This window comes from Actinosynnema sp. NPDC050801 (assembly GCF_040673975.1).
In the GTDB taxonomy this organism is placed as follows: domain Bacteria; phylum Actinomycetota; class Actinomycetes; order Mycobacteriales; family Pseudonocardiaceae; genus Actinosynnema.
This window is the reverse complement of the sequence record NZ_JBFAQZ010000009.1, coordinates 119219-141035: the sequence shown is the minus strand read 5'-3', so window position 1 is coordinate 141035 and position 21817 is coordinate 119219. Positions and strand designations below refer to the sequence as shown.

Below are 21817 nucleotides of genomic sequence, written 5' to 3'. Positions count from 1 at the left end.
CGTGGCACATCCGGGCTCGACCAGGCTGCTGGACGACTGGTTCCGGGACGGCCTGCGCCGCAACCCGGGCGGACCCGCGCTGCGCGTGTTCGACCGCGTCCTGACCTACGCCGAGGTGGACCGCTCGGCCACGGCGTGGGCGGCGGCGATCACCTCGGCGGTCGGCAGGCCGACGGCGGTGGGCGTGGTCGCGTCCAAGACACCAGAGGCGTACATCGGTTTCCTCGCCGCGCTCTACGCGGGGGCCGCGGTGGTGCCGCTGCACCCGGAGAACCCGGTGCGCCGCAACCGGTCCGTGCTGCTGGCCGCCGGCTGCCAGGCCGTGATCGTGGACCCGGCGGGCGCGGCGCGGACGGCGGAGCTGGTGACGGGCACGGCGGTGGCGGCGGTGCTCGCGCCGAGCGGTCCGGTCGACGTGCCCGCCGGGGTGGCCGCGCCCGCGGTCGACGCGGACGCCGCCTTCACGCCCCCGGACCGATCCGCGGACGACTTGGCGTACGTGCTGTTCACGTCCGGCTCGACCGGGCGGCCGAAGGGCGTGCCGATCACCCACCGGAACATCTCCACCTTCCTGGAGGTGAGCCTGCCCCGCTACGACGCGGGCACCGACGACCGGTTCGGCCAGGTCCACGAGACCACGTTCGACCTGGCGCTGTGCGACCTGTTCCCGGCGTGGGCCTCGGGCGCGTGCGTGTGCGTCCTGTCGTCCCTGCAAGCGCTCGACCCGGTGCGCTGGGTGCGTGAGTACGGGCTCACCGTGTGGCACAGCACGCCGAGCCTGGTCCGGGCGTTGCAGCTACGGGACGCCCTCCGGCCCGGCAGCCTCGCGGGGCTGCGCCACACGGGGTTCTCGGGTGAGCCGCTGTCGGTGGACACGGCGCGCTACTGGCGCCGGGCGGCGAGCGGCGGGGTGATCGACAACCTGTACGGGCCGACCGAGGCGAGCGTGGCCGTCACCGCGCACCGCTGGGACCCGGACGGCGACGAGGTGGGCGACGTGCCCGTTGGCCGGGCCAACGACGGCACGTCCCTGCTGGTCGTGGACGGTGCCGGGAACGCGGGCGCCGAGGTCGGTGGGCTGCTGGTGCGTGGACCCCAGGTGTTCGCGGGCTACCTCGACCCGGCCGACGACGCCGGGCGGTTCGCCACCCGTGACGGCGTGCGCTGGTACCGGACCGGCGACCGGGTGCGGGTGCGCCCCGACGGCGCGCTGGTGCACCTCGGGCGCGAGGACGACCAGGTGAAGGTCAACGGCTACCGGGTGGAACCGGGCGAGGTCGAGGTGGCGCTGCGCGAGGTCGCGGGCGTGGACGCGGTCGCGCTGGCGGTACCGGGCGGCACCGGGCACGTGCTGGTCGCCTACCTCCTCGGCGGCGACGAACCCGACCACCTGGCGGTCGCCCGCGCGCTGGCCGACCGGCTCCCCGCGTACATGCTGCCCCGACACCTGTGGTGGTGGCCCGAGCCGCCGTTGAGCGCGCACGGCAAGGTCGACCGGACGGGGCTCCTCGCCGAGGCAGGCCGGAGGCTCGCACCCGCCGTCCACCCCGACCGGGAGGGATCGCGTTCATGAGCGATGACCGGATCGAGGTCCGCTTCTCCCTGGGCGACGACGACATGGTGCTGCGCAACCACCGCGTGCACGGTGTTCCGGTGCTGCCCGGCGTCATCTTCCTCGACGTCGTCTGCCGCGTGCTGAGCGCCCGCGGTGTCGATCCCGCGCGGAAAGCGCTGCGCGACGTGCTCTTCACGACGCCGATCGCCGTCCGGCCCGGACCGGCCCTCGACGTGCGCGTGGTCGTCGAGCCACCGTCCGGTGCGGCGCGCCCGGTCTCCGCGCAGAGCAGGCCCGCCGGCGGCGGCGAGTGGCGCACGCACTTCACCGGGACCGTGGTCGATGCGGACGACCCGGAGCCGCCGCCGATCGACCCGCGCAGCCTGGTCCGCCGTGCCTCGGGGCGCAAGGACATGGAGGACCTGTACCGGCAGGCGCGGGACGAGGGCATCGAGCACGGCAGGCCGATGAAGGCGTCCGGCCCGGTCCACCTGCTCGACGGCGGTCTGGTGGCCTGCCTCGACCTGGATCCGGAGGAGCGGGAGCGGGACGGTTTCCACCTGCACCCGGCGCAGCTCGACGCCTCGACCCTGGTGGCGTTCGGCCAGGCGCCGCCGCCCGGTGGCGACGCGTTCATCCCGGTGCACATCGAGAGCTTCCGCTCGTTGCGGCCGTTGCGCGGGCCGATGTGGGTGCGGGTGCCCGCGATCGAGGCGGTCGCCGGTTCGGGTGACGTGATGCGCAACGACTTCGAGCTCTACGACGACGGCGGCCGACCGGTGGCGGTGTTCCGCGGGTTGACGTGCAAGCGGATCCGGCACTCGGGGCTGATCACCGGCCTGGTCGGTGACGCGGACCGCGCCGCGCCGGACCTGGTGGGTCACCTGCGCGGTGTGGTCGCGGCCCGGCTGGGTCGGGACGTGGCGGGCGTGGACGTCCGGACCGGGTTCTACGAGCTCGGCCTGGACTCGATGGCGATGCTGCGGATCAGCGCCGAGCTGGAGGAGTTGGTCGGCACGAAGCTGTACCCCACGCTGTTGTTCGAGCACAGCACCGTCGAGGACCTGGCCGCACACCTCGGGAACCACTACGCCGTCACGCTTCCCGCGCCCACCACCCGACTACCCGCCGGCCCTTCCCCCGCCGTCACGGCCGGCGCGTCCGCTTCGCCGCACGTGTTCCGCCCGGTGTGGGTCGAGGTGCCGGGCCTACCCGGCGTCGAGCACGTCGGCGCGATCCTGGTCGTGTCCGCCACCGACGAGCCGGCGACCGCGCTGACCGCCCGCGGGCACCGGGTCGTGCGCGTCGAGCCGGACCGCGACGCCATCGCCCGCGTCCTGGCCGGTGGCGCCGACCCGACCGCGGTCGTGGTGGACCTGCCACCGGCCGGCAGCGCCGCCGACACCTTCGCCACCTGCACCGCCGTGACGACGGCCCTGGTCGAGCACGGCCGGGACACCGAGAGCCGCGTGCTGTTCGTGCACCACCTCGACGGTGGCCGTGAACGACCGGGATCGGCCGCAGTCGCCGCGTTCGCGCACACGGTCACCGCCGAGACGCCCCGCGTGCGGTGTCGCGCGGTCGGGGTGGACCGGACCGCCGACGTGGCCGATGCCGTGCTCGCCGAGCTGCGGGACGGCGGGGACGACACCGACGTCCGCCACGCCGGCGGGCGGTTCGCGCGGAGGTTGGCGCCGCACTCGCCGACGGGAACGCCGCTCGCCGACGGCGCGGTGTGCCTGGTGACCGGTGCGGCGGGCGGCGTCGGCGCGCGGCTCGCCGAGCACCTGGCCGGCCGGCACCGGGCGCGCCTGGTGCTCAGCGGTCGCGGTCCCGCACCGGACGACCTGGTCGAGCGGTGCCGCGCGCTGGGCGCCGAGGCCGTGTACGTGCGCGCGGACGTGACCGTCCGGGACGAGGTGGAGGCGCTCGTCGCCCACGCCCGTGACCGGTTCGGCACGGTCGACGCGGTGTTCCACTGCGCGGGTGTGGTGCGCGACGGCCTGCACTTCCGCAAGCAGCCGGCCGACAGCGCGGCCGTGCTGGCCCCGAAGCTCACCGGAACCGCCAACCTGGACGCGGCCACCGCGGACCTGCGGCCGCGGCTGGTGCTGTTCTCGTCGTTGTCGTCGGTGGTGCCCAACCCCGGTCAGGCGGACTACGCCTTCGCCAACGCCTTCCTGAACGCCTTCGCCGCCGCCCGCGGTGACGCCGTCTCCATCGCCTGGCCCTACTGGGCCGACGGCGGGATGCGCAGCACCGACGACGCGTTGGCGCGCGCCGCGGCGGAAGGACAGCACCCGTTGCCCGCCGACACGGCGTTCGACCTGCTCGACCACGCGTACGGCGACGGCCCGGTGCTGGTCGCGGTCCACTCCGAACGGCCGCTGCGCGCCGCCGCCGTGACGCGGCTGATCGCTCCCACCGCCGTGCCGAGTCCGGCAACCGCTGACGCGCCCTCGAACGCCACAGCCACCACCGCCGCCACCGCCACTGCCGCCGCCGACGCGAATGCCGCCGTCGCCACCACCGCCACCGCCACCGCCACCGCCGTCGCGGACGCCGACGGCGACGGCGACGGCGACGTTGCGATCATCGGGCTCGCGGGCCGCTACCCCGGTGCGGCCGACCCGGACGAGTTCTGGGCGAACCTCCTCGCGGGCCGCGACAGCGTCACCGAGGTGCCCGCCGACCGCTGGGAGCACCCGGACGGGCGCTGGTGGGGTGGTTTCGTCGACGGCGTGGACCGGTTCGACCGGGCGTTCTTCGGCATCTCCCGCCGTGACGCCGAGCGGATGGACCCGCAGGAACGCCTGTTCCTCACCACCGCGTGGCAGGCGCTGGAGAACGCGGGCCACCCGCCCTCGGCGCTGCGCGGCCGGCGGGTCGGCGTGTTCGTCGGCGTGATGTGGAACCACTACCAGCTGATCACCGACCCGGACGGCGTGGCGCCGGCCGCGTTGCACGCCTCCGTCGCCAACCGCGTGTCCTACGCGTTCGGCCTCGAAGGCCCCAGCATGGCCGTGGACACCGCCTGCTCGTCGTCGCTCACCGCGCTGCACCTCGCGGTGGAGAGCATCCGGCGCGGAGAGAGCGGCCTGGCGATCGCGGGCGGGGTCAACGTGGTGGTGCACCCGCAGAAGTACCTCCAGCTGGCCCAAGGCCAGTGGCTGTCCGGCGACGGGCGTTGCCGGGCGTTCGGCGAGGGCGGCGACGGGTACGTCCCCGGCGAGGGGGTGGGCGCGGTGCTGCTCAAGCCGTTGCGCGCGGCGTTGGCCGACGGCGACCACGTGCACGCGGTGATCAGGAGCACCCGGCTCAACCACGGCGGGCGGACCAGCGGCTTCACCGTGCCCAGCCCGACCGCGCAGGCGGCCGTGGTCGGCGACGCGGTGCGGGCGTCCGGCGTCGACCCGCGCCACATCGGCTACGTCGAGGCGCACGGCACCGGCACGTCGCTGGGCGACCCGATCGAGCTGGCCGGGTTGCGGCGGGCGTTCGCGGCGTTCGACGGGGGTGGGTCGGCCGGGCCGTGGCGGTGCGCGATCGGGTCGGTGAAGTCGAACATCGGCCACCTGGAGAGCGCGGCGGGGATCGCCGCGTTGACCAAGGTGGTCGCGCAGTTGCGGCACGGCGTGCTGGTGCCGTCGTTGCACGCGGAGCGGTTGAACCCCCAGCTGGACTTCGCCGGGTCACCGTTCGAGGTGCAGCGGGAGGTGCGCGACTGGCCACGTCCGGCGGGTGGGCGGCGGACGGCGGGAGTCTCCGCGTTCGGGGCGGGCGGGTCGAACGCCCACGTGGTGGTCGAGGAGGCGCCGGACGTGTCGCGCGCCGAGCCGGTCGGCGGGTCGACGTTGTTCGTGCTGTCGGCCAAGGACGACGAGGCGTTGCGCGAACAGGCGCGGTCGCTGCACGCGCACCTGGAGCCGTCGGCCGGTGGTGGTCGCGAGGTGGTGGCCGCGTACCTGGGCGTGCCGGTGTCGGCGTTGTCGGGTGCGGAGACGTTGGGGGACCTGGGCTTCGACGCGGCCGGACTCGCCGCACTGCGGTCGCAGGTCGAGGGCGATCCCGACCTCTGGTCCACTGTGGACGAGTTGGTCGCGGGTGGCGCGGTCCGGTTGGACGACGTGGCGTACACGTCGCGGGTCGGGCGGGAGCCGATGCGGCGACGGGTCGCGGTGGTGGTCGACAGCGTGGCCGGGCTGCGTGCGGCGTTGGACCGGGTGGCGCGCGGGGACGAGCCGGAGCCGGGGGAGTACCGCGGGGTGGCGGACGCCGAGACGACCGGCGACTGGGTCGCGGAGTTCGACGCGGGGCGGTTGCACGAGGTGGCGCGCGCGTGGGTCGCGGGCGCCGAGGTCGACTGGGCGCGGTGCGCGGTGCCGCCCGGTCCGGGTCGCCCGAGGCGGATCCCGCTGCCGGGCCACCCGTTGCGGGAGGAGCGTTGCTGGGTGGGCGGCTGGCGGTCCTCGTCCGCGAGCCGCGCACCGGCGGCTACCGCCGAACCGTCCGGTCGGGGTGTGGAGCTGCGAGTGCTCGACGGCGGTGTGGCGCTGGTCCGGTTGCTGTCGCCCACCTTCGACGCGGAGCAGGTGCGGCTGCTGGGCGCGCGGTTCGACCGGATCGCCGAGGACCCCGCGGTCAAGGCGGTGGTGGTGACCGGCGACGGGCCGGTGTTCTGCATGGGCGCGGACCACGCGGCGTTGGCCGACCTGGCGGGCGGTCGCAGTCGCTTCACCGACCAGTCGTTCCTGTACGAGGGGATGCCGCGGTGCGACCTGCCGGTGATCACCGCGATGCAGGGCCACGCGGCGGGTGGAGGGTTGGCGTTCGGGCTGTACGGCGATCTGGTGGTGATGTCCGCGGAAGCCTCCTACCGCGCGAACTTCGTGAACTACGGCATCACGCCGGGCATGGGCGCGACCTATGTCCTGGAGCGGCGGTTCGGCGCGGCGGTCGCGGCCGAGCTGATGCTGACCGGCCGGCCGATGACCGGGGCGGAACTCGAACGGCGCGGCGCGGCGGTCCGGGTGGCGCCGGGCGCTGAAGTCCTGTCGGTGGCGCTCGACCTGGCGCGCGGCATCGCGGCCAAGCCTGAACGGGCCGTGCGCGCGCTCAAGCGCGAACTGGCCCGCCGAGTGCTGGACGCCCTGCCCGCCGTGGTGGACCGCGAGGTCCGGCTGCACGACGAACTGGTGGGCGAGCAGGTGTCCGAGCGGGTGCGCGACCACGCCGACCGCATGCACCCCACCCCACCCGGCCACGCCTCCCAGCCCGCTGCCCTACCCGAGCCCGCTGCCGCGCCCGAGCCCGCCACCCCACCCGAATCCGCCGCCCTACCCGAGCCCGCTGCCCCACCCGGATCCAGCGCCCCTCCCGAACCCGCTGTCCTTCCGGAACCCGCCGCACCACACGTCTCGGCCGCGCGGTCCGAACCCGCCGAACGCCGCGGAACCACCTCCCCGGCCGAACCCGCCCGATCGCCGGCGGCCGATGTCGCGCCCCGGCTCGACCACGACGAGGCGAGCGGAGCCGTGACGGCCGCCCTGTGCGCCGTGCTGTACCTGGACGAGTCCGAAGTGGACCGTTCGCTGACCTTCGCCGAGATGGGCCTGGACTCGATCGGCGCGGTCGAGTTGGTGCGCGGGTTGAACACCCGGTTCGGCACGAACCTTGACGCGGTGGCGGTCTACGACCACCCCACGGTCGGATCGCTCGCCGAAGCCGTGGTGTCCGACGCCGCCGAGCACGCCCGGCTGGTCGAGTCCGCCACCGCCGCGGCGCCGCAACCGGAGCCACCAGCCCGGGAGACAACACTTCAGACGACACTTCAGGAGACGACACCCCGGCATGCGACACCTGCCGCCCGGACCGTCCCGCGACTGACCTTGTCAGTGCCCGCGGACCGCCGCCGCGAACCCGCTCCTGCCGACGCCGAACCGGAGCCGGCACCCACACCGGTCCACCGGCCCCACGACATCGCCGTGATCGGCATGTCCGGCCGGTTCCCGGGCGCGCCCGACCTGACCACGTTCTGGCGCAACCTGGTCGAGGGCCGCGGCGAGATCACCGACGTGCCCGCCTCCCGCTGGGACGTCGACCCCTGGTACGACCCCGACCGGAACGCCCACGACCGCACCGACAGTCGCTGGGCGGCGATGCTGGACCGGGTCGACGAGTTCGACGCACCCTTCTTCCACCTCTCCCCGGTGGAGGCCGAGGCGATGGACCCGCAGCAGCGGCTGTTCCTCCAGGAGGCGTGGAAGTGCCTGGAGGACGCGGGCTACGGCGGCGACCGCACGCCGGACCGTTGCGGGGTGTTCGCCGGCTGCGGCGCGGGCGACTACGACCACCTGCTCGCCGAGGCGGGCCGGGGCGACACGGCGCACGCGTTCCTCGGCCTGTCGCCGTCGATCCTGCCCGCCCGCATCGCCTACCTGCTCGACCTGCGGGGCCCGACGATGGCCGTCGACACGGCGTGCTCGTCGTCGCTGACGGCCGTGCACCTGGCGTGCGAGAGCATCCGGCGCGGCGAGTGCGAGACGGCGCTGGCCGGCGGTGTGGCGCTGATGCTGACGCCCCGCCTGCACATCCGCAGCAGCAACGCCGGGATGCTGTCGCCGACGGGGCGCAGCGTGCCGTTCACCGCCGACGCCGACGGGATCGTGCTGGGCGAGGGCGTCGGTGTCGTGCTGCTCAAGCGCCTGGACGCGGCGCTGCGGGACGGCGACCACGTGCGGGCCGTGATCCGCGCCGGCGGCATCAACGGCGACGGCCGCACCAACGGCATCACCGCGCCCAACGCCGCCTCCCAGGCGGAGCTGATCCGGTCGGTGCACGAGGCGGCGGGTGTGACGCCCGCCGAGGTCGGCTACGTGGAGGCGCACGGCACCGGAACCCCGCTCGGGGACCCCATCGAGGTCAAGGCGCTGCACCGGGTGTTCGGCCGGGACCCGGCCCGGGCCGGCCGCACCGTGCTCGGCTCGGTGAAGGGCCTGATCGGGCACACCACGATGGCCGCGGGCGTCGCGAGCCTGCTCAAGGTGGTGCTCGCGCTGGAGCACGGGACGCTGCCGCCCTCGCCGTGGTTCGACGCGCCCAACCCGGAGATCGACTTCACCGACAGCCCGTTCCGGCTGATCGCCGAGGCCGAACCCTGGCGCGGCGCGCGGCGGGTGGCGGCGGTGAGCAGCTTCGGCTTCAGCGGCACGAACTGCCACGTCGTGGTGGAGTCGGCGCCCGGGCAGGAGCCCGGACGACCCCGCCCGGCCCGCCAGGCGGTGGTGGTGCTCTCCGGCCGCACCGACGAGGCGTTGCACCGGCGGGTGGACGACCTGGTGGCCGCGCTGGACGGCCCGGTCGACCTGGCGGACGTCGCGTTCACCCTCGCCGTGGGGCGCAAGCACCTGGGCCGGCGGCTCGCCGTCGTGGCCTCCGACGTCGACGACCTGCGGGCCAAGCTGACCGCCGTGCGCCGGGGCGAGTCGCCGCCGGGCTGCTACCGCGGCACGACCGCCGCCGGGACGCGGGACGACCTGGCCGGCGACGACTTGACCAGCGACGACTTGACCAGCGACGACTTGACCAGCGACGACCTGACCGGCGACGACCTGACCAGGGCGGCCGCGTCGTACGCGGCGGGCGATGACGTGGACTGGTCGGCGCACCTGCCCACCGGACGCCGGGTCCCCCTGCCCACCTACCCCTTCGAACGCCGATCGCACTGGCCGGTCGGGGCACCCGCACCGGAGGCGCACCCGCTGGCCGGCACGATCACGCCGGACCACTGGGTCGTCGCCGACCACCGCGTGGCGGGCGTGCCTGTGCTGCCCGGCACCGCGGGCGTCGACCTGGCGGTGGACGCGGTGCTGCGCGCCGGCCACGAACTCCCGGTGCGGCTGCGGGGTGTGCGGTGGCTGCGACCGTTCGTCGTGGACGGTCCGCGGCGGGCGCGGGTCGAGGTGTCCGGTGACGGGTTCACCCTGGACGCGGGCGACGGTGAACCGACCGCCGTGCAGGGGTCGATCGGACCGACCCCGCCGCCCGTCCCCGCGCTCGCTCCCGACGAGATCGCCCGCGCGCTGCCGAACATGCGCGACGGAGCCGACCTCTACGCGGCCTTCACCGCAGCCGGCCTGACCTACGGCCCGGCGTTCCGCCTGATCCGCTCGGTCCGGCACGACCACGACACCGCGGTCGCCGACCTGGCCGCACCACGGCCCCGGCAGGGCTTCACCGTGCACCCGGCGTTGTTGGACGCGGCCCTCCAGACCGTCGCCGTGCTCGCGACGGGCGACGACGGGCCGTCGTTGCCGTATGCGGTCGACCACGTGGACGTGCTGGGGCCGGTGTCCGGGCCGGCCCGGTCGATCGCGCGGCGGCGCGGCGCGGTGTTCGACGTGGACCTGGTCGATCCGGACGGCACGGTGCGCGTGCGGGTGCGTGGCCTGGCGTTGCGGCCCTACCGCGATCCGCTCGCCGGGTCGGTGCGCGTGCCGGACTGGCGGGAGGCGCCGGTCGCCACGACCGCGAGCCACCGCGGGACGGCGGTCGTGGTGCACGCGGGGACGGGCTCGGACGTCGCGGAGGCGCTGGCCCGAGCGTTGCCGGGGGCGAGGCTGGTCGCCGCCGGGCAGTCGGTCGACCCGGACTGCGACGAGCTGTGCTTCGTGGCCGACCCGGCGGCCGCGGCGCGCCCGGACGGCCGCAGTCGCAACGTCGAGGCCCTGTTCCCCCTGCTGCGCGACCTGGCGCGGGCGAAGCGCGGCGGCCGGCCGCTGGCACTGCGGGTCGTCACCAGGGGCGCGGTGGCCGTGCCGGGCGACCGGAGCGGACCGGATCCCGACCAGGCCGCCCTGCTGGGGCTGCTGGGCTCGGTGTCGGCGGAGTGGCCCGACTGGTCGGTGTCCCTGATCGACTTCGACGCGGTCGACGTGGCCCGGGTGCGGGCCGAGCCCGGCACGGATCACGTGGTCGCCTGGCGGGACGGCGTCCGCCGGGTGCGGGTGTTCCGCCCGCTGCCGGTCCGCCCGGGCCGGCCGTACCGCGAGGGCGGCGTCTACCTGGTCGTGGGCGGCGCGGGCGGCCTCGGCCGGGCGTTGACCCGGCACCTCGTCCGCACGGTGTCGGCACGCGTCGCGTGGATCGGCCGCAGCGCCGACGTGGAGGTGCCCGAAGGCGTCGAGTACTTCCGCGCGGACGTCACCGATCCCGTGGCGCTGGCCGACGCCGTGGCCGCCGTGCGCGGCCGGTTCGGCGTGCTCACGGGCGTGGTGCACGCGGCGATGGTGCTGCGCGACCGGACCGTTGCGAACCTCGACGACGACACGTTCCGCCAGGTCTTCGCGCCCAAGGCGGCGGGCACCGCCGCGCTGTTCGCGGCGGTGCGCGACGACCCGCTGGACTTCCTGGTGTTCTTCTCCTCGGCCGCCGCCGTCGTGCGCAGCCCCGGTCAGGGCGCGTACGCGGCGGGCAGCGCCTACCAGGACGCCTTCGCCCTGGCTGCGCGCGCGGACTTCCCGGTGTCGACCGTCGACTGGGGCTATTGGGGCAGCGTCGGCGCGGTCGCCGACGACGAGCACCGCGCCCGGCTCGCCGCGCTCGGCGTCGGCTCCATCGAACCGGCCGAGGGCATGGCCGTGCTGGACGCGTTGCTGGCCGCACGCGTGCGACAGGCCCTGGTGGTCAAGGCTTCCCCGCGGTGGTGGGCGGCACTGGACGACACCGCACCCGCCGCGCCGCACGACGCGCGGCCCCGAGCGGGCACGGTCCGGGACTACGTCCGCGAGGTCTTCGCCGACGTGCTCAAGCACCGCGAGGAGGACCTGGACGACACGGTCACGTTCGACCTGTTCGGGGTGGACTCGCTGATCAGCCGGCAGATCGTCACCCGGCTGGAACGCGACCTCGGCGACCTGCCCGCCACGCTGCTGTTCCAGCACCTGACCATCGAGGACCTGGCCGGCCACCTGAGCCGGGAGCACGGTGACCGGCTGGCCGCCGTCCTCGCCGATCGCACACCCCGCCCGGCCGCCGTGACCGGCACCGCGTCCGCACGCCCGACCTCTGCCGGGACCGGGGCCGAAGCCGCGCGACCGATCTCGGCCGAGACCGAAGCCGAGATTGACGCCGCACGCCCGATCGAGGCCGACACCGGGGTCGCGCGATCCGCTGTGAGCGGGCCTGGGGTCGCGCGCTCGATCGCGGCCGGAGCCAGTGCCGCGCGCCCGCTCGCGGCCGGGGTGCCGGGTGCGCAGGGAGTCGCCGCGCGGGTCGAACCGCGCCCGGAACGGCCGTCCGGGGACATCGCGGTCGTCGGTGTCACGGGGCGCTACCCCGGCGCGCCGGACGTGCGGGCGTTCTGGCGCAACCTGGCCGCGGGCGTGGTCAGCGTGACCGAGGTCCCGGCCGACCGGTGGGACTGGCGGCCGACCTACGACGCCGCGCCCGGCGTGCCGCAGCGCACCCCGAGCAGGTGGGGCGCGTTCCTCGACGGCGTCGACCTGTTCGACCCGGCGTTCTTCTCGATCCTGGGCCGCGACGCCGTCGCGATGGACCCGCAGGAGCGGCTGTTCCTGGAAACCGCGTGGAACCTGCTGGAGGAGACCGGTTACCTCGGCGAGCACACCTGTGAACCGGAGACCGGTGTCTTCGTCGGCGCCATGTACGGCACCTACGGGCAGCTCGGCGCGACGAGGTGGGCCGACGGCGAACTGTCCGGCGCGCACTCGTCGCGCTGGTCGATCGCCAACCGGGTGTCCTACTTCCTCGACCTCTCCGGTCCGAGCTTCGCCGTCGACTCGGCGTGCTCCTCGTCGTTGACGGCCGTGCACCTGGCGTGCGAGAGCATCCGGCGCGGCGAGTGCCGGATGGCCATAGCAGGAGGCGTGAACCTCGTGCTGCACCCCGCGCACCACGTGTCGCTGAGCGCGCTCAACATGCTGTCCCCGGACGGGCTGTGCAAGGTGTTCGACGAGAGCGCCGACGGGTTCGTGCCGGGCGAGGGCGTCGGCGCGGTGCTGCTCAAGCCGTTGGAGCGGGCGATCGCCGACCGCGACGACATCTGGGGCGTCGTCCTCGCCTCGGCGGTGAACGCGGGCGGCAGGACGGCGGGTTACACCGTGCCGAACCCCAACGCGCAGGCCGCGCTGATCTCCGACGCCCTGCGGCGTGCGGACGTCGACCCGGCGACCATCGGCTACGTCGAGGCGCACGGCACCGGCACGGCGATGGGTGATCCGATCGAGGTCGCCGCCCTCACCGAGGCGCTGGGGGCCGGCGGCCCGCGCGGGATCGGGTCGGTGAAGTCCAACATCGGCCACCTGGAGGGTGCGGCGGGTATCGCGGGCCTGACGAAGGTGCTGCTGCAACTGCGGGCGGGCCAGCTCGCGCCGACCGCGAACCTGGAGCGGCTCAACCCGCGCATCGACTTCGGGCGCAGTGGGCTGGCACCGGTGCGGGAGTTGCGCGAGTGGACCGGGTCACCCCGGCGTGCCGGGATCAGCTCGTTCGGCGCGGGCGGGGCGAACGCCCACGTGGTGGTGCAGGAGCACGTCGCCGCACCGGACCCCGGGGCGCCCATCGACGGACCGGCGCTGTTCCTGCTGTCGGCCCACTCCGCCGAGCGGTTGCGCGCGTACGCGCGGCTGGTCGCCGACCACGTGGCCGGCGTGCCGCGGCTCGCCGGGCTCGCCCACACCAGCCAGGTCGGCCGCAGGCACCTCGCCGAACGACTGGCCGTGACCGCGAGCGACACCGCCGAGCTCGCCGACCTGCTGCGGCGCTTCGCCGACGGTTCACCCGCGCCCGGCGTGGTCACGGGCACGGCCGTCCCGGGGGAGCCGATCGACCGACCCGAGGACCTGACGTCCGCGGAGCTGGCCCGGCGCTGGGTGTCCGGCGCGCGGACCGACTGGCGGCGGCTGTGGCCCGAGCCCGCGCCGCGCCGCGTGCCGTTCCCGACCTACCCGTTCGAGCGACGCCGGTTCTGGCTCGACACCCCGGCACCGACGGCGACCGTGGACTACCTGGAACCGGTGTGGCGCGAGGTGGAGCCCGGTCCGCGCGGCGATGTGCGCGAGGTGGCGGTCGTCGGTGACCCGGACGCGAGACGGGCGGTGGCCGAGGCGTTCCGGGCGGCGGGCGCGCGGGTCACCGAGGTGGCCGACGTCCACAGCCTCGTGACGGGACCGGCGCCGGACACCTTGGTGGTGCTCTGCCCGGTGGCGGACGACCCGGCGTTCCCCGATGCCGGCACGGCCGCCCGAGCGGTGGGCACGCTGCTGTCCGGTGCGACCGCCGTGCTGGGGCGCGACAAGCGGGTGCCGCTGCGGCTGGTCGTGGCGCACCGGGACGACGAACCGCAGCACACGGCGTTGGGTGGCGTGCTGAAGACGCTCGCGCTGGAGCACAGCGCGGTGCGGGCGGTGCGACTGGTCGTCACGCCCGGCGGCCCGTGGGCGGACCTGCTCGTGCGGGAGGCGGAGCACGCCGCGCTCGGCGTCACCGAGGTCCGCTACCGGGACGGCGCGCGCGAGGTGCGCGAGCTGACCGCGTTGCCCGCCGCGCTGCCCGCCGACGTGCGGCTGCCGGTCCGCCCGGGGCACACCTACCTGGTCACCGGCGGGCTGGGCGCGCTCGGGCGGCGGTTCGCCGACCTGCTGGCCGACCAGGCGCCGGTGAACCTCGTGCTGGTCGGGCGTTCGCCGGGTGACGACGCGGCGGTGTCCCGGTTGTGGCGCGGTGGCGGCACCGCCTGGTACCGGCGGACCGACCTCGGCTCGCCGTCCGATGTGGACGGTCTGATCGCGGACGTGCGCGCCAGGTACGGCGCGCTGCACGGCATCGTGCACGCGGCCGGCGTGACGCGTGACAGCCGTGCGGTCCGCAAGACGCCGGAGGAGGTGGCGGACGTCCTCGCCGCCAAGGTGACCGCGAGCCTGCTGCTCGACCAGGCCACCAGGGACGAGCCGCTGGAGTTCTTCGTGGTGTTCGCCTCCCTGGTGGGGGAGACCGGCAACGTCGGTCAGGCGGACTACGCCTACGCCAACGCCTTCCAACTCGACTTCGCGCCGACCCGGGAACGGCTGCGGGCGCAGGGCCGGCGTCGCGGTCGGACGGCGGCGATCGGCTGGCCGCTGTGGGCCGAGGGCGGGATGACCGTGGACGAGGCGACCGGGCAGCTGTTCGCGCGCCGGTGGTCGATGGCACCGATGCGGTCCTCGGTCGGGGAACGCGTGTTCGCCGCCGTGCTCGACGGCACCGCGAGCCGGTACCTGGTCGTCGAACGCACCACCGGGGCACCCGCGCCCGAGGTCCCGCCGGCGGCTTCGGCTGGGGCACTGCCGGCCGAGGCACTGCCGGCCGGGGAGCTGCGCGACGCCGTGGAGCGCGAACTGCGGGAACTGGCGGCGGAGTTCCTGCTCGTGCCGCCCGCGGAGGTCGACGTGACGGCCGAGCTGATGGACCTCGGCTTCGACTCGATCGCGCTGACCGGGGCGGTGGCGCGGCTCAACCAGCGCTACGGCCTGGACCTGCTGATCACGGTGTTGTTCGAGCACCCGACGCTGGCCGACGTCGCGGACCACCTGGTGACCGAGCACGGCGGGGCGGTCGCGACGGCCCACCCCGCTCCACCCGGATCGCCGGCCCCCACCGCCGTGGCGGTGGCCGCCGAGGTCGAGCACCCGGGAGGAACGTCCGGCACCCGGGTCGCGGTCATCGGCATGGCCGGGCGGATGCCGGGGTCCGACGACCTCGACGGGTTCTGGCGCGACCTCGCCGCCGGGCGCGACCTCATCGGGCCGGCGCCCGCCGACCGGGCCGACCTGCTCGGCGACCACCGCGGCGGTTTCCTGGACCGGGTGGCCGAGTTCGACCCCGAGTTCTTCGCGATGTCGCCGAACGAGGCCCGCCTGGTCGACCCGCAGCACCGGCTGTTCCTGGAAGCGGTCTGGCGCGCGCTGGAGGACGCCGGGTACCGACCGGACGAGGTGTCCGGCCGTCAGGTCGGGGTGTTCGCGGGTGTGTCGACCGCCGACTACGGCGAGCTGGTCGTCCGGGCCGGCGGGCCGACGAAGGCGCACATGGCCACCGGCATCGCCCGTTCGATCCTGGCGAACCGCGTGTCGCACCTGCTCGACCTGCGCGGACCGAGCGAGGTCGTGGACACCGCGTGCTCCAGCGCGCTGGTCGCGATCCACCGCGCGGTGCGGGCACTGCGCTCGGGCGAGTGCGAGCTGGCGCTGGTCGGCGCGGTGAACCTGAACCTGAGCCCCGGCCTGTTCTCCGTGTTCACCCAGTCCGGGATGCTCAGCCCCGACGCACGCTGCAAGACCTTCGACCGCGCCGCCGACGGCTACGTACGCGGCGAGGGCGTGGGCGTGCTGGTGCTCAAGTCCCTCGACCGGGCCGTCGCGGACGGGGACCGCGTCCACGGCGTGGTGCTGGGCAGCGCCGTCAACCACGCGGGGAAGTCGCCGTCGCTGACCGCGCCCAACCCCCGTGCGCAGGCCGACGTGCTGCACGCGGCGCACCTGGACGCCGGCGTGCCGCCCACCACCGTCAGCTACCTGGAGGCGCACGGCACCGGCACGGCGCTGGGCGACGTGGTGGAGGTCGAGGGGATGCGGCAGGCGTTCGCCCGCCTCTACGCAGACCACGGTCAGGAGCCACCCACCGCGCCGCACGTGGCGATCGGCTCGGTCAAGACCAACATCGGGCACCTGGAGGCCGCCGCCGGCATCGCGGGCGTGGTCAAGGTGCTGCTGAGCATGAGGCACCGCACCCTGCCCGCGCACCTGAACGTGGTCGAGCCCAACCCGCTGCTGCGGCTGCCCGGCTCGCCGTTCCGGATCAACGACCGCACCACCGAGTGGCCGGGCGTGCCGGGGGAGGACGGTGAGCCCGTCTGGCGGGCGGGGGTGAGCGGCTTCGGTTTCGGCGGCACGAACGCGCACGTGGTGCTGGAGTCCTGGCACGGCGGGCACCGCTCGCCCGGACGTGCGGCGCTGGCACCGGCCCGGATGAACCCGCGGCGCCTGTGGTTCACCGACCCGACGAACGGTGTGGCGGCACCCGCCGCGGGCGCACCTGCCACGGCCGCACCGACCGGCGGTGCGCGCCGCAAGGTCGTGCTGACGCCGCTGGACCGGTCGGCGCCCGCGGCGCGCGAGCCCGGGGCCACCCCGCCACCCGTCCTCGCGCCGACCCGGGTCCCGGACGACGTGGCCGAGGTCGACGAGGTGGTGCGGCGGGTCGTGGCGGACGTCCTGGGCGTCACGCCGCAGGCCGTGGGCGACAGGTCGTTCACCGACATCGGCCTGGACTCGGTGTTCCGGATGGACGTGGCACGCACCCTCAACGAGAGGTACGGCGTCGACCTGCGCGGTGCGGACCTGTACGAGCACGACGACGTGCGTGCGCTCAGCGGCCGCATCACCGACCGGGCCCCGACCGACGCCGGACCGCGACCGGTGGAGGTGCTGACCCGCTTCCTCGAAGGTGCCCTCGGACGCCCGCTCGACCCCGCGCACACGTTCGAGGAGAACGGCTTCTCGTCGTTCGACATGCTGCGGTCGGTCAGCGCGCTGGAGAAGCACTTCGGGGCGCAGCGCAAGACCCTGCTGTTCGACCGGCCCACCGTGGCCGAGCTGGCGGACCACCTGGCCGAGAGCCACGGCACCGCCGCCCTGCTGCGCGTCGCACCCGGCGACGACACCGACGAGACCGGCGAGACCGGCGAGACCGGCGACGTGCCCGTGGTCGAGCCACCGGCGGACGACCCGGCGGTCCTGGTGCCCAGGTCGCGGGTGGCGGTGGACCCGTCGTTGCGGGTGCTGGTCGCGGAACTCGATGCGGCGCACGGCAAGGAGACCGGCCTGGCGGGCCGCGACATCGCCCCCGTGCTGTTCTTCGGCCGCGCGCGGGACGGTTACTTCGCCTGCTCCCACCGCGACCGGGACCTGCTGGTGTGGAGCTACGTCGGCCCGGCGGACCGGTTCGCCGCGCTGGCCGACGAGTACGCCCGGTTCGCCCGCGCGCGGGGGTTGCGGCCGAACCTGCTGTCGCTGCTGCGCCTGGACGAGCTGGCCGGCGCACCGTGCACGGCGACCCCGTTCGGCGCGGTGCAGCGACTGGAGGGCATCGACTCGTTCTCGCTGGACGGTGGCCGCCGCGCGAAGCTGCGCTACCTGGTCCGCCGGTTCGAGCGGACCGGGGACTGCCGGGTGGAGGAGTACGCCTGCGGTGCGGACGCGCGGACCGACGCGGCGCTGGCCGAGCTGCTCGACCGGTGGGCCGCGGCCAAGCCGATGGTCAACGCCTACGTGCGGCGGGTGCGCGACGAACTGGTCCGCGGCGCGCTGCCGGAGCGCAACCGGGTCTTCCTCACCTACCTGGACGGCACCCTGGTCAACGCCGTGGTGGTGGCCAGGATCCCGTCCGAGCCCGGGTACCTGCTCGACGTCGAGTTCTACCCGGACGACATGCCGCTGGGCGGCTTGGAGTTCGCGATCGTCCGGATCATCGGGGTGCTGGCCGGGGAGGGCCACCGGCTGTTCAGCTTCGGCGCCAGCTTCGGCGTCCGGGTGGTGGAGTCGCCGAACGCGTCGCCCGCGGCGGAGGCGGCGCTGGAGGAGTTGCGGTCGGTGGGCATCTTCGGCCGCGGGAACTACCAGTTCAAGAAGAAGTTCGGCACCGACGACCGGCCGCTCTACCTGGTGCAGCCGACGGGCCCGGACGTCACCCCGGTCGCCGACGTGATCCTGATGATCGCCGACCCCGAGGTCCCCTCCGGGCCGGGGCCGGACGCCACGAAACAGGCACCGCCGGCGAACGGGACGGCCGCCGAACGCCACCGCGCGGCCGTGCTGCGCGCCCACGGGCACAACCCGGTCCGCATCCCGCACCACCTGGTCGAGTTCGACCTGATCACCGACTCGTGGGCGGAGCGGGCGGACCCGTGGGTGTTGTCCCGCACGCGCGAACTCGCCGACCGTGTCGCCGCAGACCGGGCAGCCGCTGACGGTGTCGCCGCCGATCGGGCAGCCGCCGGCCAAGTCGCCGCCGATCGGGCGGTCACCGGCCAAGCCGCCGACCTGGCGGAGTGGTCACCGCTGCCGCACCGGGTGTTGACCGCCAGCGGCCGCTCCGCCGAATCGCTGCTGTGCCGGGCGTGGCCCGGTCCGCGCGGCACCGTCCTGCACAACTCGCTGTTCCCCACCTGGCTGTCCACCCTGGTCGAGCTCGGCTTCACGCCGGCCGCGCCCCTGCCACCGCGCACCGGCACGGGACCGTTCACCGGCGACCTCGACCTGACCGCGCTGCGCGAGGCGCTGAGCCGCCACGACGACGTGTCGTTCCTCGCCCTGGAACCCGCGTGCAACGCCACCGGCGGCTCGCCGATCTCCCTGGCGAACCTGCGCGCCGCGGCCGACCTGGCGAGGGCGCACGGGGTGCCGGTCGTGCTGGACGCCACCCGGCTGCTGGACAACGCGGTCCTGATCGGCGAGCACGAGCCCGAACACCGGGGCCGGGACGCGTGGGACCTCGCGGTGGAGGTGCTGCGGCTGGCCGACGCCGCCACGTTCAGCCTGTCGAAGGACTTCGGCGTCGACCTCGGCGGCCTGGTGGTGACCTCGGACGGCGAACTGGCCGAGCGCCTGGACGAGCAGGTGCTGCGGCGCGGCCGCGAGCCGAACCTGTCGGCGCGCACCGCGCTGGCCACCGCGCTGGCCGATCCCGCCTCGGTGGCCCGACTGGTGCGCGACCGGGTCGAACTGGTCGCGCGGTTGCGGCGCCGGCTCACCGAGGCGGGCGTGCCGCTGGTCGACGGGACCTCGGCGCACTGCGTGCTGCTCGACGTCGCCGCCGTGCCGTGGTTCGCCGGTTTCGCCAACCCGGTGCAGGCCTGCCTGGCGTGGCTGTACCGGGGCACGGGGACGCGCGGCGGGCCGCACCTGTCCGGCAACGGCACCACCGTTCGCCTGGCGGTGCCGGTCGGCGCGGGCGCGGCGTTCGTGGACGAGGTCGCCGAGCGGATGGGTGCCCTGTTCGCCGATCCCGGCGAGGTCACCGACCTGGTCGCGGTCGACGGGACCTCGGGCGGGCTGGTGGAGTCCGCCGTGGCGCGCTACCACCCGGCGACCGGTGTGCCGGCGGACGTGCGGGAGGCGGTGCGGGAGGGGCGTCGACCGCGGTCGGCCAACCTGGACGTGCTGCGCGCCGCCGCGCCGGCCACCCGCCGGCACCTGTTCAGCGTGCCCGGCGGCGAGGTCGAGGTGCTGACCTGCGGACGGGGGCCGACGGTGCTGATGATGCCGCCGTTCAACATCGGCGGCGGCGTGTTCGCGGGCCAGTTCGCCGCGCTGTCCGACCGGTTCCACCTGGTCGTCGTGCACCACCCCGGTGTGGGCGCGACGACGGGCGGCGAGGTCTCGCTGGCCGGTGTCGCCGAGCTGCACCGCACGGCGCTGGACCGGTTGGGCGTGTCCGGGCCGGTGCACGTGGTCGGCTCGTCGTTCGGCGGGCTGCTCGCCCAGAACTTCGTGCTGTCGCACCCGGACCGGGCCCGGTCGCTGACGCTGCTGTGCAGCTCCTACCGCTACGCCAACCGGGTCGGCGGGATCAACCGGCTGGAGCTGATCGCCGCCGAGGACGTCGGCGCGCTCGTGGCGGCGGGGGTCGACGGCGCGGCCGAGCGCCGGGACGAGCACGTGCGGCACCTGTTGCGGTGCGAGAGCATGGCGCCGCACATCGGCCTGCGGTACCTGGACGTGTTCGCCGAGGAGCCCGACCTGCTGCACCGATTGCCCGACATCGCGGTACCGACGCTGGTGGTGCACGGCCGGCTGGACGGCATCGTGCCGTTGAAGACCGCGCACCTGATGCACGGCGCGATACCCGACGCCCGCTACCACGAGCTCACCGACGCCGGCCACTTCCCGAGCGTCACCGACCCGCGCGCCGTGTCCGACGTGCTCGCGGGGTTCCTGTCCGGGTTCGAGCCGGTGGAGGACGCGTGACGGGCTTCGGGATCGAGGCGCTGGACGTGTACGGCGGCAGCCTGGCCGTGGACGTGCGGGCGGTGTTCGAGGGTCGGGGCCTGGACCCGCAGCGGTTCGGCAACCTGGAGATGCGCCGCCGGTCGGTCGCACTGCCGTTCGAGGACCCGGTCACCAACGCGGTCAACGCCGCCGCGCCGCTGCTGGCGCGGCTGCCCGAGGCGGACCGGCAGGCGATCGGGCTGCTGGTGGTGGCCAGTGAGTCCGGTGTGGACTACAGCAAGTCGATCGCCTCCTACGTGCACGACCGGCTCGGCCTCGGCCACCGCTGCCGGGTGGTGGAGGTCAAGCAGGCGTGCTACTCGGCCACGGCCGCGGTGCAGCTGTGCCTGGGGTACCTGGCGTCCGGGTTCGCGCCGGGCGGCAAGGCGCTGGTGATCGCCACCGACGTGTCCGTGGCCGACGAGCGGGCCGAGTACGCCGAACCGGTCACCGGAACCGGCGCGGTCGCCCTGCTGCTGGGCGACCGGCCGCGGGTGTTCACCGTGGACCCCGGTGCGTTCGGGCTGCACAGCTTCGAGACGCTGGACTCCGCGCGGCCCGCGCCCGACCTGGACATCGCCGACGCCGACCGGTCCCTGCTGGCCTACCTGGAGTGCCTGCACCGCAGCTTCGCCGACTACGCGTCCACCGTGGCGGGCGCGGACTTCGCGACCACGTTCGACCACCTGGTGATGCACACGCCGTTCGCCGGCATCGTGCGCGCCGGCCACCGGCGGATGATGCGCACGCTCCACCGGGCCGACACCGGGGAGATCGACCGGGACTTCACCCGCCGCGTCGCGCCGTCGCTGGTCTACCCGGGCGAGGTGGGCAACCTGTTCGCCGGTTCGGTGTACCTGGCGCTGGCCGCGCTCATCGACACCGCCCGACCCACGGGACCGGCGCGGGTGGGCGTGTTCTCCTACGGCTCCGGCTGCGCGTCGGAGTTCTACAGCGGTGTCATCGGCCCGGAGTCGGTGACCGCGGTGGGGGAGGCGCGCATCGCCGCCCGGCTGGCCGCCCGCGGCACGGTCGACTTCACCGAGTACCGGCGGTTGCAGGCCGAGGCCGCCGCGTGCCTGCGGCCCGTCGCGGACCGCGACGTCGACGTGGACGGCTGGGCCTGGCTGCTCGACCGGGTGGTCGACCGGCCCAAGCTGCTGGCCCTGACCGGGGTGCGCGGGTACCACCGGCGGTACGAGTGGATCTGAGGAGGTCC

At 75.1% G+C, this 21817-nt stretch carries 3 protein-coding genes; all 3 read left to right on the top strand.

The features are described from left to right. Position 1 precedes the first annotated feature (1 nt). From AB0K14_RS21625 to AB0K14_RS21615, 3 genes are read left to right on the top strand one after another with little or no spacing between them, the layout of a single operon-like run. A complete protein-coding gene (locus AB0K14_RS21625; RefSeq protein ID WP_360461591.1) occupies positions 2-1573 on the top strand; it encodes an amino acid adenylation domain-containing protein in 1572 nt (523 codons plus the stop codon). Further along, on the top strand, positions 1570-20577 hold the full coding sequence (locus tag AB0K14_RS21620) for an SDR family NAD(P)-dependent oxidoreductase (protein ID WP_360461594.1): 19008 nt from the start codon (positions 1570-1572) through the stop codon (positions 20575-20577). The genes AB0K14_RS21625 and AB0K14_RS21620 overlap by 4 nt, the downstream gene beginning before the upstream one ends. Further along, positions 20574-21809, top strand: coding sequence for a hydroxymethylglutaryl-CoA synthase (locus AB0K14_RS21615; RefSeq protein ID WP_360461596.1), 1236 nt, complete (start codon positions 20574-20576; stop codon positions 21807-21809). The genes AB0K14_RS21620 and AB0K14_RS21615 overlap by 4 nt, the downstream gene beginning before the upstream one ends. Positions 21810-21817: the final 8 nt, after the last annotated feature.

Bases quoted from the DNA above. Each gene is read 5' to 3' on its own strand.
- AB0K14_RS21620 (WP_360461594.1), top strand. From the start codon at position 1,570: ATGAGCGATGACCGGATCGAGGTCCGCTTCTCCCTGGGCGACGACGAC.